The organism is Haloferula luteola (genome assembly GCF_014201715.1).
In the GTDB taxonomy this organism is placed as follows: domain Bacteria; phylum Verrucomicrobiota; class Verrucomicrobiia; order Verrucomicrobiales; family Akkermansiaceae; genus Haloferula; species Haloferula luteola.
The window spans coordinates 1-15050 of the sequence record NZ_JACHFD010000005.1 but is presented as its reverse complement, the minus strand read 5'-3'; the positions used below and the strand labels follow the sequence as shown (position 1 = coordinate 15050).

Annotated in this window: 13 protein-coding genes; 5 read left to right on the top strand and 8 right to left on the bottom strand. The window is 59.6% G+C overall.

Annotated features, from left to right (window positions below; genetic code table 11):
• Positions 1-3 precede the first annotated feature (3 nt).
• Together HNR46_RS06045 and HNR46_RS06040 are read left to right on the top strand one after the other, a co-directional pair.
• Complete coding sequence (locus HNR46_RS06045; RefSeq protein WP_184016827.1) at positions 4-1242, top strand: matrixin family metalloprotease; 1239 nt, start codon at positions 4-6, stop codon at positions 1240-1242.
• Between the two features lie 32 nt (positions 1243-1274).
• Entirely contained in the window at positions 1275-2324 is a 1050-nt protein-coding gene (locus tag HNR46_RS06040) for an agmatine deiminase family protein (protein WP_184016825.1), read from the top strand.
• 6 nt (positions 2325-2330) lie between these two features.
• Here the strand turns inward: HNR46_RS06040 and HNR46_RS06035 are convergent, their stop codons facing one another.
• Positions 2331-3419, bottom strand: coding sequence for a vWA domain-containing protein (locus tag HNR46_RS06035; protein WP_184016823.1), 1089 nt, complete (start codon positions 3417-3419; stop codon positions 2331-2333).
• A gap of 147 nt (positions 3420-3566) precedes the next feature.
• On the opposite strand from HNR46_RS06035, the gene HNR46_RS06030 reads away from it, so the two are divergent.
• Complete coding sequence (locus HNR46_RS06030) at positions 3567-5027, top strand: carboxypeptidase M32 (protein WP_184016821.1); 1461 nt, start codon at positions 3567-3569, stop codon at positions 5025-5027.
• A 13-nt stretch (positions 5028-5040) separates the two neighbouring features.
• Here the strand turns inward: HNR46_RS06030 and HNR46_RS06025 are convergent, their stop codons facing one another.
• The gene (locus HNR46_RS06025; RefSeq protein ID WP_184016819.1) at positions 5041-5928 is read right to left on the bottom strand and encodes a hypothetical protein; all 888 of its coding nucleotides are present in this window, start codon (positions 5926-5928) and stop codon (positions 5041-5043) included.
• 108 nt (positions 5929-6036) lie between these two features.
• On the opposite strand from HNR46_RS06025, the gene polA reads away from it, so the two are divergent.
• Both polA and HNR46_RS06015 read left to right on the top strand, forming a co-directional pair.
• Positions 6037-8829, top strand: a complete 2793-nt coding sequence (polA, locus tag HNR46_RS06020; RefSeq protein ID WP_184016817.1) for a DNA polymerase I — start codon at positions 6037-6039, stop codon at positions 8827-8829.
• Between the two features lie 138 nt (positions 8830-8967).
• Complete coding sequence (locus HNR46_RS06015) at positions 8968-9378, top strand: DUF2721 domain-containing protein (RefSeq protein ID WP_184016815.1); 411 nt, start codon at positions 8968-8970, stop codon at positions 9376-9378.
• 15 nt (positions 9379-9393) lie between these two features.
• Here HNR46_RS06015 and HNR46_RS06010 read toward each other — a convergent pair whose 3' ends face one another.
• The 6 genes from HNR46_RS06010 to HNR46_RS05985 all read right to left on the bottom strand — a co-directional run.
• A complete protein-coding gene (locus HNR46_RS06010) occupies positions 9394-10506 on the bottom strand; it encodes a pyridoxal phosphate-dependent aminotransferase (RefSeq protein ID WP_184016813.1) in 1113 nt (370 codons plus the stop codon).
• A gap of 61 nt (positions 10507-10567) precedes the next feature.
• Positions 10568-12451, bottom strand: a complete 1884-nt coding sequence (locus HNR46_RS06005) for a glycoside hydrolase family 2 protein (RefSeq protein ID WP_184016811.1) — start codon at positions 12449-12451, stop codon at positions 10568-10570.
• A gap of 204 nt (positions 12452-12655) precedes the next feature.
• Positions 12656-13105 carry an IS66 family insertion sequence element accessory protein TnpB gene (tnpB, locus tag HNR46_RS06000; RefSeq protein ID WP_184016809.1) on the bottom strand — a complete coding sequence of 150 codons (450 nt, stop codon included), beginning with the start codon at positions 13103-13105 and terminating at the stop codon, positions 12656-12658.
• A complete protein-coding gene (locus HNR46_RS05995) occupies positions 13099-13317 on the bottom strand; it encodes a hypothetical protein (RefSeq protein ID WP_184016807.1) in 219 nt (72 codons plus the stop codon). Before HNR46_RS05995 ends, tnpB begins: the two co-directional genes overlap by 7 nt.
• A 336-nt stretch (positions 13318-13653) precedes the next feature.
• A complete protein-coding gene (locus HNR46_RS05990) occupies positions 13654-14142 on the bottom strand; it encodes a hypothetical protein (protein ID WP_184016805.1) in 489 nt (162 codons plus the stop codon).
• The coding region (locus HNR46_RS05985; RefSeq protein ID WP_184016803.1) for an RHS repeat-associated core domain-containing protein at positions 14139-15050 on the bottom strand (912 nt) is incomplete at its 5' end. The genes HNR46_RS05985 and HNR46_RS05990, both read right to left, overlap by 4 nt.

Here is a 15050-nt window from a genome sequence, read left to right as displayed (position 1 = left end):
GAAATGAGGGTCATCGCATTTGCCGCTGTGCTGCTTCCCATTTCGGTCAGCGCCATCACTGTGGAGCTGGACTATCGCTACGATACCAACGGCTTTTTTGACCAACCCGGGGCCCGGGAAGCCATGCGTGCGGTGGCCGATCATTTCGAGGCCCTCTTGCACGATTCGCTCTCCGCCATCCAATCGACCGGCTCCAACAACTGGATCCCTCGATTCTTTCACCCCGCCACGGGCGACTACTACACCGCCTCTGAATTGCAGAACATGGTGGTACCAGCGGACACTCTGATCGTGTTTCCCGGAGGTCGCTCCCTCGCAGGAGGCACCGTAGGTCAGGGCGGCCCGGGAGGCTTCAGCGCATCCGGCAACCAAACATGGTTCGATCTCGTCCGGTTCCGCGGCCAAACCGGTGCCACCCTTGCCTCCAGCACCTCCACAGATTTTGGCCCGTGGGGCGGCTCCATCACCTTTGATACCGACGAAACCTGGAACTTCGACATCCAGGGCCGCCCTGCGAACAGTCAGATCGACTTCGTCTCCATCGCTCTTCACGAGATGTCGCACCTCCTCGGATTCGGAACTGCTGCGTCCTTCGATCACTACATCTCCGGAACGACCTTCACTGGCCCCGCCAGCTCCGCCGTGTGGGGAGGAGCCGCACCCCTCGATTCTGGTTTAGGGCATTGGCGAAACGACGGAGCATGTGCCTACCCACTCGGATATGTCCCCAGCAACCCTGACAACGTCCTCTCGCTCACCTGCCAGAGTTTTGGGCGCCCCCATGCTGAAGATCAGATCGCCATCATGGACCCTGGGTCCTGCACCATCCCCTCAATCACCTATCTCCAGGTTCTGACGGATCTCGACCTTGCGGGCCTGCGAGATGTCGGTTGGGAAGTTTCCCCGCCCCCTCGACTCAACGCCCCCCAACTTGCACCGCTCGCCAGTTCCCTCTCATGGCCCACCACGAGCGGGATCAGCTACCGGCTCCGCCGATCAATAGATCTGATCTCCTGGACCACCCTCACCGGTCCCACGCCAGGGAACGGTGACATCGCTACCTACCAGGACTCAAACGCGCCCACCGATCGCGCCTTCTACCAATTGGAAACCTCGCTTCCCACAACCGCGCCCTCCTTCACGAGTCCCCCACCTCCCGAGGTTACCGAGGGAATCCTGATCGTCCATCCCCGCATCGTCGATGCCTGCGGCACCTGCCCATGCTGCGATTCGGAAGATTGACCCCCGGCCCTCTTCGACTCCAGCTTCCCGGCATGCCCACCGCTGCAGAAGAAGGATTCGCCATGCCCCCCGAATGGTCCGCCCAGGAAGCCATTTGGATCTCATGGCCCGTCGACGATCCTCGCCACTGGGGTGGACAAAAACGCGAAATCATTCTCGACCGCTTTGTTGTCTTGGCCGCCGCCATCAGCCGCTTTGAAATCGTCCGGATCAATGCCATTCCTGGCACCGAGGATGAAATTCGCGAGCGCTGTCTCCGCGCCAAAGCAGTCCCCGAAAGACTCGAAATCTTCCCCCACCTTCACAACGATGTCTGGTGCCGCGATCATGGCCCCATCTTCCTCAAACACCGCGAATCCGGGAACCTGGCGATCAGCGACTGGGAATTCAACGCCTGGGGAGGAAAGTTCGCTCCATGGGATGCCGACAACTCCATCCCTTCCCAGATTTCCCAACAACTTCGCCTGCCAAGCTACACCGGCGGCATGATCCTCGAAGGTGGCGCCATCGAAATCAATGGTTGCGACCAACTCCTCACCACCGAAGCCGTCCTTCTCAATCCCAACCGCAACCCTCATCTCAACCGGGAGCAAATCGAGCAGAAGCTCTGCCAAACCCTCGGAGTGAAAGAAGTGCTCTGGTTAGAAAAAGGCATCGAAGGCGATGACACCGATGGCCACATCGATGACCTCGCCCGGTTTTGCGCAGACGACCTCATCGCGGTCTGCGTCGATCGAGACCCCAGCTCCCCCAATCACCGCGTTCTCGACGCCAATCTTCATCGCCTCCGCGAATTCCGCACTCCCTCTGGTCGCCCGTTTGAGCTGGTGGAAATCCCCATGCCCGCAGCCTGTGAAGTCCCCGGATGGCGACTTCCCATCCTCCCCGCCTCTTACGTCAATTTCCTCATCGTCAATGGCGGCCTGCTTGTTCCGACCTTCCGGCAAGGTCGCAACGACGATCGTGCCCTCGGCACCCTCCGCGAACTCTTTCCCGACCGTGAAGTCGTCGGCATCGATTGCCTCGACCTCGTGGAAGAGGGCGGGACCCTCCACTGCCTCACCCAACAGCAGCCCGCCTGAGCGAACTCATTCGAAGCCCATCACTTCGAGAGTCCCATCCTCCCGAACCAGCGTGAATTGCCCGCCCGCACGACGGGCCATTTCCTGCATCGGCTTTTCGGCTTTCGGCTCCATCAGGGCCACCGTGTTGATCACCGTTCCCTTCCGCTTCGCCTTGCGGGCAAGGTCGCGGGCGATTCCCATCATGTCTCCACTGATCGCACCGTCGGTCATGAAAAAGATCACCTCCGGCGCCGGATCGAGCCCAAGCGCCCATTCGATCGGATTCTCCCAACCCCCGCCATACGCCAAGCGTGACCCGCGAACTTCAGCGAGCGCTTGTTTCACCGTAGAGGCGGACGCCTCCCGCCAATGGATCTCCTGTTCCCGCCCTTGGGCTTCCCACTTCCCTCCGCCGACATACTCCCACCGGAAACTCTCGTCACCCACCGTCACGACCCCTTCTCGCGGAGGATTCTTGTCTTCCATCTCCACCGATGATCCCGCGATCCACACCGGACCGGCAAAGAACACCAATTGGAACAAGCTCCCCTCCGCCAAGGCTTCCAGGGATTTCGACAATTCGCTTCGCATCAACTTTTCGCGTTGGCCTCGCATCGACCCGGAGAAGTCGATCAAGTAGCACACCCGATGGGCACTCGTCTTCTGCTGGAAAAAAGTCGCTCCCATCTCACCCTCATCCATTCCTTGCCCCCCATCTGTCCCCGCCCCTCCGGTTCCCCATCCCTCGAGGAAATCATCGTCCTGTCCCCACTCCAGAGACATCTCGTCAACCTCCACCTCCGGCACTGCCAGGGCGACCGGCGCCGCTACCGCTGCTACCAGGGCCCGATTCGAGGCCGCTGAGGGTGCCCGTGGCGGACTTGTTTGGCGCCGCATCGGGGAAAACTCCGTGGGAGATTCTTCCGCCGGCAGCGTCTCGAATCTTACCGCCTCCAGCGCTGTTTCCCGCTCCCAACTCGGCAGCAAAATCCATCCCAGCACGGTCAAAATCAGTCCAGAGACCAACAGAGTGATGACCACCGTGCCGAGCGCCGAAGCGCGACGCTCACGACGAACGCGCTCGGCCAACTGCGACCGAATCGAAGGCGACATCAGAAAAGGGTGCATAGCTCATGAGCGCTAACGCCGACCGATCGCCCCTTCTTGGAGACAAAAAAGCCACTCGGTTGCCCTCGCCCTTCCGTGAATCCCCGCCCGCCCGAGTTGCCAAATGCGTCCCGGCTTGTAGCTTCGCGCCTCATGGCCACCTTCCAGACCCTCCGCGATCTCGCCACCGAAGCCGCTCTGATTTCCTCCTCTGCCTCGGTCCTCGGATGGGATCAGGAGACCTACCTGCCAGCACAAGGGTCCGCCTGGCGCTCCCGCCAGCTGGCTTGGCTGGCCGGACGGGCACATGAGCTGGCCACCTCGAACTCGTGGCGCCGCGCGCTCGAAGAAGCAGAGCCCGACAATCCTCGGGACGCCGCCTCTCTGGAAGAGATGCGCCGCGACTTCGAACGCGCCGAGAAACTCCCCACATCCTTCGTCGAGCGTGAAACCGAGCTCACCTCGCAGGCAAAGCACGCCTGGGCAGCAGCTCGCTCCCATGATGACTTTGCGGCCTTTGCTCCTTTCCTTCAGCAACTCGTCGATCTTCTTCGTGAGAAAGCCGACCGATGGGGATACGAAAACGAAGCCTACGATGCCCTCCTCGAGCCCTATGAACGCGGCTGGACTGCCGAAGGACTCGCCGAACTCTTTGACCAGCTCGGACCGGAACTCCGGGAAATCGCCACCTCCGCCGTGGAGCGGTCCCGCAGCCGCTCCGCCCACCTTCCCGAAGGACCTTTCCCCGTCGAACAACAGATGGCCTTCAATCGCAAGGTCGCCGAAGCTCTCGGATTCGAGTTCACCCAAGGACGCATCGACACCACCACTCACCCCTTCTGCACCACGCTGGGCCCTGCCGATGTCCGTCTCACGACCCGCTACGAAGTGACAGACTTCACTTCTTCCCTCTTCGGAGTCATGCACGAAGCTGGCCATGGTCTCTACGAACTCGGCATGCGCCCCGCAGATTTCGGGCTCCCAGCTGGCAGCGCCTGCTCCTATGGCATCCACGAATCGCAATCGCGGCTCTGGGAAAACCACGTGGGCCGCTCACGGGCCTTCTGGGAACATTGGTATCCCATTGCCATCGAGCACTTCCCCCAACTCCGCGACCTTTCTCTCGATGCATTCCTCTCCTTCGTCTGGAAGGCCGAATTTTCTCCCATTCGGGTGGAAGCCGACGAAGCCACCTACGACCTCCACATCCTCCTGCGCTTTGGCATCGAACGCCGCCTGATGAGCGGCGAACTCGCCGTCGCAGACGTCCCTGCGGCTTGGAACGATGCCTTCGAAGCCTCCTTCGGCATGCGCCCACGCGACAACCGTGAAGGCTGCCTCCAGGACATCCACTGGTCCATGGGTGGCATCGGGTATTTCCCCACCTACACCCTCGGAAATCTGGGAGCCGCCCAGCTCTTCGCAGCTGCACGTCGCGATGCCAGCGTCGAAGCAGGCCTCCAGCAGGCGAACTACGCGCCGCTTCTCGATTGGCTGCGCAGCCGAGTCCACGACTTCGGCGCCACGCTTTCCCCGGCGGACCTCATCCGCCAGGCCACGGGCTCCGACCCCTCGGCCGAAGCCCACTTGAACCACCTGCGGGAACGTTACTGAACCCGCACCCGAATCATTGGATTTCCATGCCGCTGTTCGGCCAAATCCACTTGATCACCTTCCCCCCCTGAATCAACGCCTGGGCCTCGATCGTCTTAACCCCAAAGATAGTCTCGGCCTTGTAGGCGGCTTTGCCCGACTCATAGGTCACGCCGTCACGCTCCACCGTGTCTCCAGCTTCCCAGCTGACGACTTGATCAAACGTGAACTCCTTCACGTCGCCCGCCTTGATGCTTGCCTGCATCGCATCCACGATCGCCGTGCCCGACTCGGCGGCAGGCTCTTCCGCCGTAGCAGGCTCCTCCTCCGCTTCCTCAGCGGCCCCATTCTCCGCCATCTCCGGCTCAGAATCCCCGGCCGGAGTGATGCTGTCCAACATCAAGGGATCGGGAGTCTCCGTTTCCGCCACCACCGGCTCTTCTTCAGGAACCGCAGGCGGCTCACCCCCCAGAACCTCCACCAAATCTGTGGCCATCACCGGCAGCTTGCCCTCCAACGGGCCAGCCAGAGGACTCACCACCAAATCCGTTCCTTCCACGCGAACCGGCATCACCTGAACCCCTGAAGAAATCACCATCGGCTGCTTGGCACCCGGCACGGTGATCGGCAAATCCGCTTTCAACGTGACCTTCTCCGGCAATTGCTCCGGCGTCAGGCCGGCCACCCACTCCGGAGCCTCCGGCCAAGCAACCTCTTCCGTCACAGCCGGCTCCTCAGGAACCGATTCTTTCACCGCGAGCTCATCCTCCACGGCGACCGCAGGATCGGCCGGCTCCACTTCGGGGGCATCCGTCTCGGCCGAGGAATGAAAAGAGAACAACAGCGGCTGCAGCGCTGGCTCCGCGAAATACCCCACGGCCCCAATCGCCGCGACGCCTACCAAACCCGATACCCATTTCATGCTGGGCGATACGTAGGAAGCGCAACGGTTCTTTGCCAGAGATTTCCTCCGCCCGCTTTTCAGGTTTTCCCCTCGCCCTCCCGGCCCCGAGCCCCGACGCTCCTCGTCATGCCCCGCTTGTTCCTTCTCGATGGCATGGCCCTCGTCTATCGCGCCCATTTCGCGCTCATCCGGAATCCCATCCGCAATTCCAAGGGCATCAACACCTCGGCCCTCTACGGATTCACCAACACCCTGCTCACCATCCTGGAAAATGAGCAACCCAGCCACCTCGGCGTCGCCTTCGACACCTCCGCCCCCACCCCGAGGCACCTGAAATTTCCCGAATACAAGGCCCAGCGCGAAGACATGCCCGAGGAACTCGCCGCCGCCATTCCCCACGTCAAACGCCTCTGCCGCGCCTTCCATATCCCCGTCCTAGAAATCGACGGCTTCGAAGCCGACGACCTCATCGGTACCCTCGCCCGCCGCGCGGAGTCCGATGGACAGTTCGAGACCTACATGGTCACCCCAGACAAGGATTTCGCGCAGCTCCTGGCCCCCCGCACCTTCATGTGGCGACCCGGCAAACAGGGCGCCGATCGCGAAATCATCGGCCTCAACGAATTGCCCGAAATTTGGGGTGTCGGCCAGCCCGACCAAATCATCGACCTCCTCGGCATGATGGGAGACGCCGTCGATAACATCCCGGGCATCCCTGGAATCGGGCCAAAAACGGCCCAGAAACTCATTGCCGAATTCGGCTCCCTCGAAGGCGTTCTCGCCCACACCTCGAAACTCAAGGGTAAGCAAAAGGAGAACATCGAGGCCCACGCCGACATCGCCCGGCTCTCCAAAGACCTCGCCACCATCATCACCGATGCCCCCATCGACACCTCCTGGGAAGATCTCGTCCTCTCTCCCCGGGATGACCACGCCGTCAAAGACCTCTTCACCGAATTTGAGTTCCGCACTCTAAGCAAACGACTCTTTGGCGACGCCCCCACTTCCAGTTCACCCCCGAGCCCCACCCCAAAAAACGCCGACCCCCATCCCTCCCTTCAGGAAACCTTCCAACGTCTCACCGACGTTCCCCACACCTATCACCTGGTCGATACCCCAGAAAAGCAGGCCGAACTCTTCCTCCACCTTCAGCACCAATCGAGATTCTGCTTCGACATCGAATCCACCTCTCTCGACCGCTTTGAGGCCCGACTCCTCGGCATCGCCTTCTCCTGGAAAGCTCACGAAGGCTGGTACCTTCCCACCCCCGACCCGACGTCTCTCCCTCCCGAACTCTCCGCCCTTCTCGGCAACGCCGCCGAAAAAATCGGCCATAACCTCAAATATGACCTCTGCGTCCTGCATCGTCATGGCATCGAAGTCGCTGGCCCATTCTTTGACACCATGCTCGCCGACGCGCTGGTCGCTCCCGATCGCCGTCACACCATGGACTACCTCGCCGAGACCCTCCTCGGCTACTCCCCCATCAAGCTCACCGACATCGCCGCTCCCCCCTCCGCTTCAGACGCCGATGACCTCTTCTCCCTCGCGGAGAAAAAGCCCAAATCGAAGGAGCTCGACATCGCCGCCATCCCCCTCGCCACCCTCGCCGAATATGCCGCGGAGGATGCCGACATCACCTTCCAACTCGCCCAACACCTCCGCCCCCTGCTCGTCGAATCCGACCAGGAGCGCGTCTTCTCCGAAATCGAAGCCCCGCTGCTGCCCGTTCTCGTCCACATGGAAATGGAAGGCATCCGCATGGACCCCTCCGCGCTCCAAGAAATCGGTCAAACTCTCGGCCACCGCATCGATGCCCTCGGCCGAGAAATCACCGACATCGCCGGACGCCCCTTCAACCTCAACTCCCCGAAACAACTGGGTGAAATTCTCTTCGATGATCTCAAACTCGTCGAAAAACCCAAAAAGACCCGCACGGGCCAGTACAAGACCGACGAACAAACGCTTTCCTCCCTTTCCGGTACTCATCCCATCATTGATGCCATCCTCGAATACCGCGAAATCACCAAACTGAAGTCCACTTACCTCGACGCCCTGCCTCAGCACCTCCAAGCCTCGACCGGACGCATCCACACCCATTTCCATCAACTCGTCGCCGCCACCGGACGCCTCGCATCCACCGACCCGAATCTCCAAAATATTCCCGTCCGCTCCACCGCCGGCCGGGAAATCCGCCGTGCTTTCGTCCCCAAAGAGGGTTTCACCCTGCTCTCTTGCGACTACTCGCAGATCGAACTGCGCGTCATGGCCGCCCTCGCCGACGACCCATCGATGATCGACGACTTCCGCCACCAAAAAGACATCCACACCGCCACCGCCGCACGAGTCTGGGGCGTTGCGGAAAAAGACGTCACCAGCGAACAACGGCGCGGAGCCAAAATGGTCAATTTCGGCATCATCTATGGCATCTCCGCCTTCGGGCTCTCCCAACGCCTCGGCATTCCCCGAGGCGAAGCCGCCGAAATCATCGACAGCTACTTCAAGCAATACCCCGCCGTCCGCACCTTCATGGACCGCACCATCGAAGAGGCTCGGGACCAAGGCTACGCCGAAACCCTCACCGGTCGCCGCCGCCACTTCCCCGATCTTCGCTCGTCAAACGCCACCATCCGAGGAAATGCCGAGCGGGCCGCCATCAACACCCCCATCCAAGGCAGCTCTGCGGACATGATCAAACGCGCCATGATCCACATCGATGCCCACCTCCGAAAGAAAGCATACCACTCCCGCATGCTACTGCAGATCCACGACGAACTCATCTTCGACCTCGATCCTGCGGAGGAAGCCACCCTCGTGCCCGAAATCCTCGGCCTGATGGAAACCGCCCTGCCGCTTCCCGGACACGTGCCCATCCTCGTCGAACATGGCACCGGCCCCAATTGGCTTGCCGCTCACTAATGCGGCGAACTCCCCGCGTGATTTGACGCTTCCTCGGCATCTTTCACCGCCGGATTGCAGCACCCAGATCGGGAAATTATTTTCCCTTCATCCGGCTCCGAAACCCAGCGGACGCCGGGCCTTTACCGTCCACCTCGTATGGAAACGCAATCCGTCTTCAATGCTCTTCAACATGCCGTCAGCCCGGTGATCCTGATCTCCGCCTACGGCTTGCTCCTGCTCAGCCTCACCAATCGCCTCGGCCGCGCCATCGATCGTGGCCGTAGCCTTCGCCAAGACTCCTGCCCCACTCGCGACCTCCAACTTCGCATCATTCACAAACGCGCCCGTTGGATTCGCTCCGCCATTCTGTTCATGGGGCTCGCCATCTTTTTTGCCGCCCTCCTGGTCCTCGCCCTCTTCGCCTCCGTCTTCGTCCCAGGCGACCTCAGCGTGGTGGTCTCCACGCTATTCGTGCTCAGCCTCGGTTCGCTGATCGTCGCCCTGTGGTACTTCTTTGCCGATGTCTCAGGCTCCCTCAAAGCTCTGGAGGCCGACCTCCCGAGCTGAAGGACCGCTCACTCCTCATTTCCCCGCCAATCCACAAAGGATCTCCGCACCAGCCTGCAGCCGGTCATCCGGCACCGTGTAGCAAACACGAAAATGCGTGTCTCGCTCACTGAACACCCCGCCGGGAATAACCAGCACGTTGTTGGCAATCGCCTGCTCGACAAAACTCGTCCCCGTGAACCCCTCCGGAGCCTTCGCCCACAAATAGAAGGCTCCATCTGGCGGGCCGATCTCAAACTTCTCCCCCAACAGCCCCACCATCAAATCGCGCTTCGCACGATAGCGGTCAATGTACGGCTCCAGCGCAACTTCCGGTGCCGCCAGCGCCGCAAACTGCGTCACCGATGGCGCGCACACAAAACTGTATTGCTGCACCTTGGTCATCGCCCCAATCACATCCGCTGGACCACAGGCATACCCCAGCCGCCAACCCGTCATCCCATAGGCTTTCGAGTGGCCCGCCAGTACCAAAGTGTCCTCATACACCTCCGCCATCGACACCATCTCTGTGTAGGCAAAGTGGCGGTAGATCTCGTCGCTGATCACCAGCACCCCATACTTCCTGCACACCTCTGCCACCCCTTCCAGCTCCGCCCGGGAAAGAATTCTCCCGGTCGGGTTCGCGGGTGAGTTCAACAGCAGCAGCTTCGTCTTCGGCGAGATCAGGCCCGCTAACCGCTCAGGATCGATCCCGAATGCCGCATCATAGGTATCAAGATACACCGGCACCCCGCCAAACAGGCGCACCAAATGCTTGTACATCACGAAGTAGGGATCCGGAATGATGACCTCATCGCCCTCATCGATCAATGCCAGCAACGCCAGAAACAGCCCGCCGCTAACCCCCGAGGTGACCAGCGTTTCTGCCTCCGACCATTCCCGGCCAGTGAACGCTTTCTCATCCGCCCTCAGCAGCTCACGCAAATCCGCCTGACCTTGAGTCGGAGTGTAAGTGTTACGCCCAGCATCGATCGCCGCATGCGCAGCCGCCTTGATTTCATCTGGCACATCGAAATCCGGCTGGCCGATCGAAAGATTGATCGGATCCTTCATCGAACGCGCGAGGTCAAAGACCTTGCGAATCCCGGAGGCGTCGATGACCGAAGTGCGATGGGCGAGGCGTGACATGACCGCTTCTGTGCCATTCCCACCCCCTCCCGACAAGGCGAACCCTTAGGAGAAGCCCCCCCTATTCCGACTGGGCAGACCTTTCCACCCGCCCCAGCTCAGGCAGCAGTTCGCGATGCACTTTCCTCAACCAAGCCGCATCCACCTTCGGCACTCGATCATAGCTCAGAAACCCGTTCACTTCGTGCTCCACGTCGCTGAGCTGGGTGTAAACCGCTGCTGATAAAGAACTTTTTCGCAAGGTTGCGACCTTCCGGACAATCTGAAGGTATCGCGACTTCCAATCTTCCAGCGACTCCGAGTTTTGATGGGACCACGGCAACCCTTTCTCCGATGTCCAAAGGTGTCCAGGCAAGACCAGTCCCATTCCTCCCATCTCACCCGCCACCTGAATCATCCCTTCGAACTTCTCCGAGAACCCCGGCATCTGTGGCACCGGATAGTTGTGAGCCGAAGCGATATCACCCACCGGCCAGAAATTTCCTCCCGAGGCCAAACAAATCAGGCGGCTGGGATCATAGGCCTTGGCCATCGCTCCCACTTCCATGCTTCGATGCTGCCCCCACGATTCATTGAACGGGCACCACACGAAAATCGCAGGATGGTCGCGCAAGTGATCCACCATCGCCTGATACTCGGTGACCCACTGGGCATGCGCGGCATCCGGCCAGTTGCCGTCGACAGGGTCATCATCCAATCGCGTCCATGGAGGACTGATCTCTTCAGGAGGACTCCCCGACCACATCCCTGCATTCACCTGATCTTGCCAAACCACGATCCCCAAACGATCGCAGTGCCAATAGTACAAGGACGGCTCCACTTTCACATGCTTGCGCACGAAATTGAAGCCCGCGTCCTTCACGAACTGGAGGTCGGCCACCATGGCCTCTTCAGACGGAGGTGTCAGCAAGCTCTCCGGCCACCACCCTTGATCCAAGGGTCCATACAAAAAGATTTCCTTCCCATTCAGGAAGATGGCCTCTCGCCCTTGACCATTCAGCCGCTTCTCTACCGTTCGAAGTCCCACATAGGACGCCACTTCGTCCACGACTTCTCCCCTCGCATTCAGAAGTTCGATCTGGAGGTCATAGAGCACCGGATGATCCGGCGACCACCACTCTGCATCCTCGATCCTCAGCGAAACCTCATCCGTGCCGTTTCCCTGAGCGACCACCTCTCCCTCCAGTCGGACCTTCACCCGCACTTCACTTGCTCCCGCCGCCGATCCGATGATCTGCGGCGAAATCCTCAACTTCGCAGAAGGTGCCTTTCCGTCATCAACTTCTCCGACCCACGGCTCCGTCCAATAGTCCATCCCTTCGAGACAAGTTTCAGGAAGTTGCTCCCACCACACTGTCTGCCAAATTCCCGAAACTCGCGAGTAAGTGATCCCCTTCGGCGTCAAGCTTTGCTTCCCGCGGAGTTGATATCCCCCCGTCCCGTCCGTTACCCTGACCCACAGGACATTCCTTTCATCCGTTAAGGCTTCGGATAAATCGACCGCAAACGGGGTGAACCCTCCAACATGGGAACCCACCTCCTGCCCATTCAGCCAAACCTTCGTCTCGTAGTCGACCGCATCGAAATGCAGCACGACCTTCTTTCCTTCGTGCTTATCGATGGAAAACTCCTTTCGGTACCAGAGAAAATCGCCAGGCTCGATCTCCCTGTGCACTCCCGACAAGACCGACTCAGGGCCATAGGGAACACGGATCTTTCCGCTCCAAACTTCCGGCACAGCGATTCCCTCTTTCGAAATACAGTAATCCCACTCTCCATTGAGACTTCCCCAATCCTCCCGCCGAAACCCTGGCCGAGGATGAGACGACCATCCGGGAGCCTCAACCGTGAGTTCCTTGCCCCACCGCGTCATCAGAGCCCCCTCCTCTGTCCCTCCAAAAGCAAGACCTACCGCCCCTAACGCCGATACCCACCATCCAATCATTCCTATCTTCATCTTCTTTCCACAAAGAACATGATCCATAATCTTCCGAAAAACGACTTCAAAATCGTCCATCATTGAATCCTTAACGATAGGCACAGCACGCAGACAAACTCCACTCCATCTTCGTCATCTCAACCCCCTTGAAGCTGGCCCCGTCATCCCTTGGCGAATCTCCAATTCTGCGATTCCTCATCATGGACATTTTCACCAAGGCCCCCAAAGACCCACCAACTTTCGAAGCACACATTCACGCCCACGCCAGCCGTGGGGAACCTCTGGACTTGGTGTGAATTCCCATCCGCTGGTCGTGTTTTCGGCTCGGTTACGGCCGAGTTGAAGTCGTAACCCTCCGCCCGGAATATGCAGGGCCTCGGCGTGGAGCCGGATGCGCCGCTGGCCTGGCTCGCTGGGCACCGGCCAGTTGAACCGGCCCTTTTCCAAACGCTTCGCCGCGACCCAGGTGCCCGTTCCGTCGAAGTCCAGCAGTTTCACCCGGCTGCGACGCTTGTTGATGAAAGCAAAGAGCGCGTCGCGGGCCGACGTGAGCCGGAGTTGTTCGGTCGCCAGCGTGTGGAAGCCGTTGAAGGACTTGCGCATGTCGCAGGGCCCAAGCGCGAGGAAGACCTTCAGCGCGCCGTTGGCGAGACTCAGCACGACCGGCCTCCCTTCCGTGCGAGGTGGTGGCGGAAGGCGGCAATGACCTCGGCGGCCAGAGGGATGGCGCCCTCGTCGGCGAGCAGCAGCGAAAAGACCTCGCGGAACTCGATCACCAGCCGAGGCTGGGAGACGCGCGGAAACTCGACTTCGGCGAAGTGGACGCCGGTGCATGGCAGTGGCCGCGCGGGGCGGCAGGTGGATCTGCACATCCCGGCAATGTTGGCAGGTCAAGCGGCCGCACGATAGGGGGTCGATTTTACGACACTTACGCTTACTGGACGTATTTTGAAGTGGCAAATGTGGTCGCCTGGAAGCCGCTCAGAAGAGCTTGGATATTCACACGGTGCCTACCGAAATCCGGACGGCCCTCCATCATTAATTATCAACGGACGATGACTTAAAGCATTACCTTTCATGAATGACCCCTTTGACACGGGTGTTAAAGCGCGAGGACTGACTCCTTTGACTCTAGGAGTTTCCGGGGAGGTGGCCCGGAGGGACTTCGCTTCTACTGCGAATACCGTATTTGCTCAACTACCGATGACCTAACGATCATTCTCCCGCATCCTCCGGTCTCGCGTGTCAATCTGAATCAACGTCGCGGCTAATTCCTTATCGAAGAACGAACCAGGCATGACCTCCGAGTCGTCATCTTCAAACAGGCCCTTTGCGAACTCTCGGACGCCTCGATAGAACACTCTGCCGTCTTTCTCAACGCTAACCCCAAGTCCGCCCTTGCCTTCTTTTTGAATGACAAATTCAAAGTCCGGCCGCAGAGGCAACGGATCCTCTTCGTGAAATCCTCCTTGGACTTGCGCCAATAACCTCTTCAAAAGATCCGGTTTGATCTCAAACTGATCAAGCTCTCGGTAGATGGTGACAAACACCTCGGAAGCTTTCTCCCCTTTCATTGTCACAGCATTTCGCAATGTGCCGCTGGCTTGATCTACAGCAACGATGCTGGGGGTCGCCGTCAGGTCATCGGCTATGGCTGACGAAAGCGTCAAACAGAAAACCATCGCTAGGGCTTTCATTTTCCGCTCAACTGCTCCCCGATTAGCTTGCCGCTCCACTTCCCAGATTTGCAATTGTAGGTATTGCTGTAATTGCAGAGAGCTTTTCCTCGCTTGACCAATTCGTCGCCGAAGTTCCCATGCTGGCCTGTCAGCCAGCGGTTCACATCATCCCTGCCGCCCGGCAAGCAGTTCACGTCGATTTCGATCTTCGAGCAGCAGGTTTCAGGATCTTTGCAGTCCTCAGGTGCCTGTTTCTCCGCCGCTTCAACCGCTTTTATCCCGGCTTCGATCAAGTCAGAGAATCGGAACATCCCGTCATGAGGGTCGCCTTTCCCTTTTCTCCTCTCCGGGATATTCGGCAACCTCTTGTCTTCGGGAATGGCATCATTGATATGTCCGTTGTAACAGCTTACAGCTCCCACTCGATCGCCACACTCTGCGCCCCTCAAAACGCTATCCACGTAGTTATTTGCAGGACCATCGTCGTCAGGAGGTTCGGCGCCGTGGCCCACAGCAATTGTGAAGTCGCATTTACGTTTGATCTTCAGACCTAAGTAGTCCGCCCAATTGACGCCATCATTCTGAACGAACCCATACAGGTTCACCCCGCCCCGTTCCCCAATCGGATCCCTGGACGGCCACCGCCCCGTCACCGGATCATAATACCTGTATCCGTAGTAGGAGAGTCCCGTGTAAGGATCGCGAATCTTGGTGGAGAACCCAAACTCCGAATTCAAGATCCCTTCTGAAACCACGATATTTCCAAACGCATCGTATTCCGTCCGCAGTTGCTCCATATTGGGATTTGCTGTGCCTCCGGAACCCTTGAGAGCCCAGGCCGTGATATTTCCGTTTCCGTCGTATGCCGGGCGTCTCAGCTTCCCGTCCGAGACCGTCCGCTGCATCAACAGGCCCCCCACGCCTCC

Coding starts and splice junctions, on each gene's coding strand:
- HNR46_RS06035 (WP_184016823.1), bottom strand. CDS start 3,419: ATGTCGCCTTCGATTCGGTCGCAGTTGGCCGAGCGCGTTCGTCGTGAG.
- HNR46_RS06025 (WP_184016819.1), bottom strand. CDS start 5,928: ATGAAATGGGTATCGGGTTTGGTAGGCGTCGCGGCGATTGGGGCCGTG.
- HNR46_RS06015 (WP_184016815.1), top strand. CDS start 8,968: ATGGAAACGCAATCCGTCTTCAATGCTCTTCAACATGCCGTCAGCCCG.
- HNR46_RS06030 (WP_184016821.1), top strand. CDS start 3,567: ATGGCCACCTTCCAGACCCTCCGCGATCTCGCCACCGAAGCCGCTCTG.
- HNR46_RS05990 (WP_184016805.1), bottom strand. CDS start 14,142: ATGAAAGCCCTAGCGATGGTTTTCTGTTTGACGCTTTCGTCAGCCATA.
- HNR46_RS06045 (WP_184016827.1), top strand. CDS start 4: ATGAGGGTCATCGCATTTGCCGCTGTGCTGCTTCCCATTTCGGTCAGC.
- HNR46_RS06010 (WP_184016813.1), bottom strand. CDS start 10,506: ATGTCACGCCTCGCCCATCGCACTTCGGTCATCGACGCCTCCGGGATT.
- HNR46_RS05995 (WP_184016807.1), bottom strand. CDS start 13,317: ATGTGCAGATCCACCTGCCGCCCCGCGCGGCCACTGCCATGCACCGGC.
- HNR46_RS06040 (WP_184016825.1), top strand. CDS start 1,275: ATGCCCACCGCTGCAGAAGAAGGATTCGCCATGCCCCCCGAATGGTCC.
- HNR46_RS06005 (WP_184016811.1), bottom strand. CDS start 12,451: ATGATTGGATGGTGGGTATCGGCGTTAGGGGCGGTAGGTCTTGCTTTT.
- polA (WP_184016817.1), top strand. CDS start 6,037: ATGCCCCGCTTGTTCCTTCTCGATGGCATGGCCCTCGTCTATCGCGCC.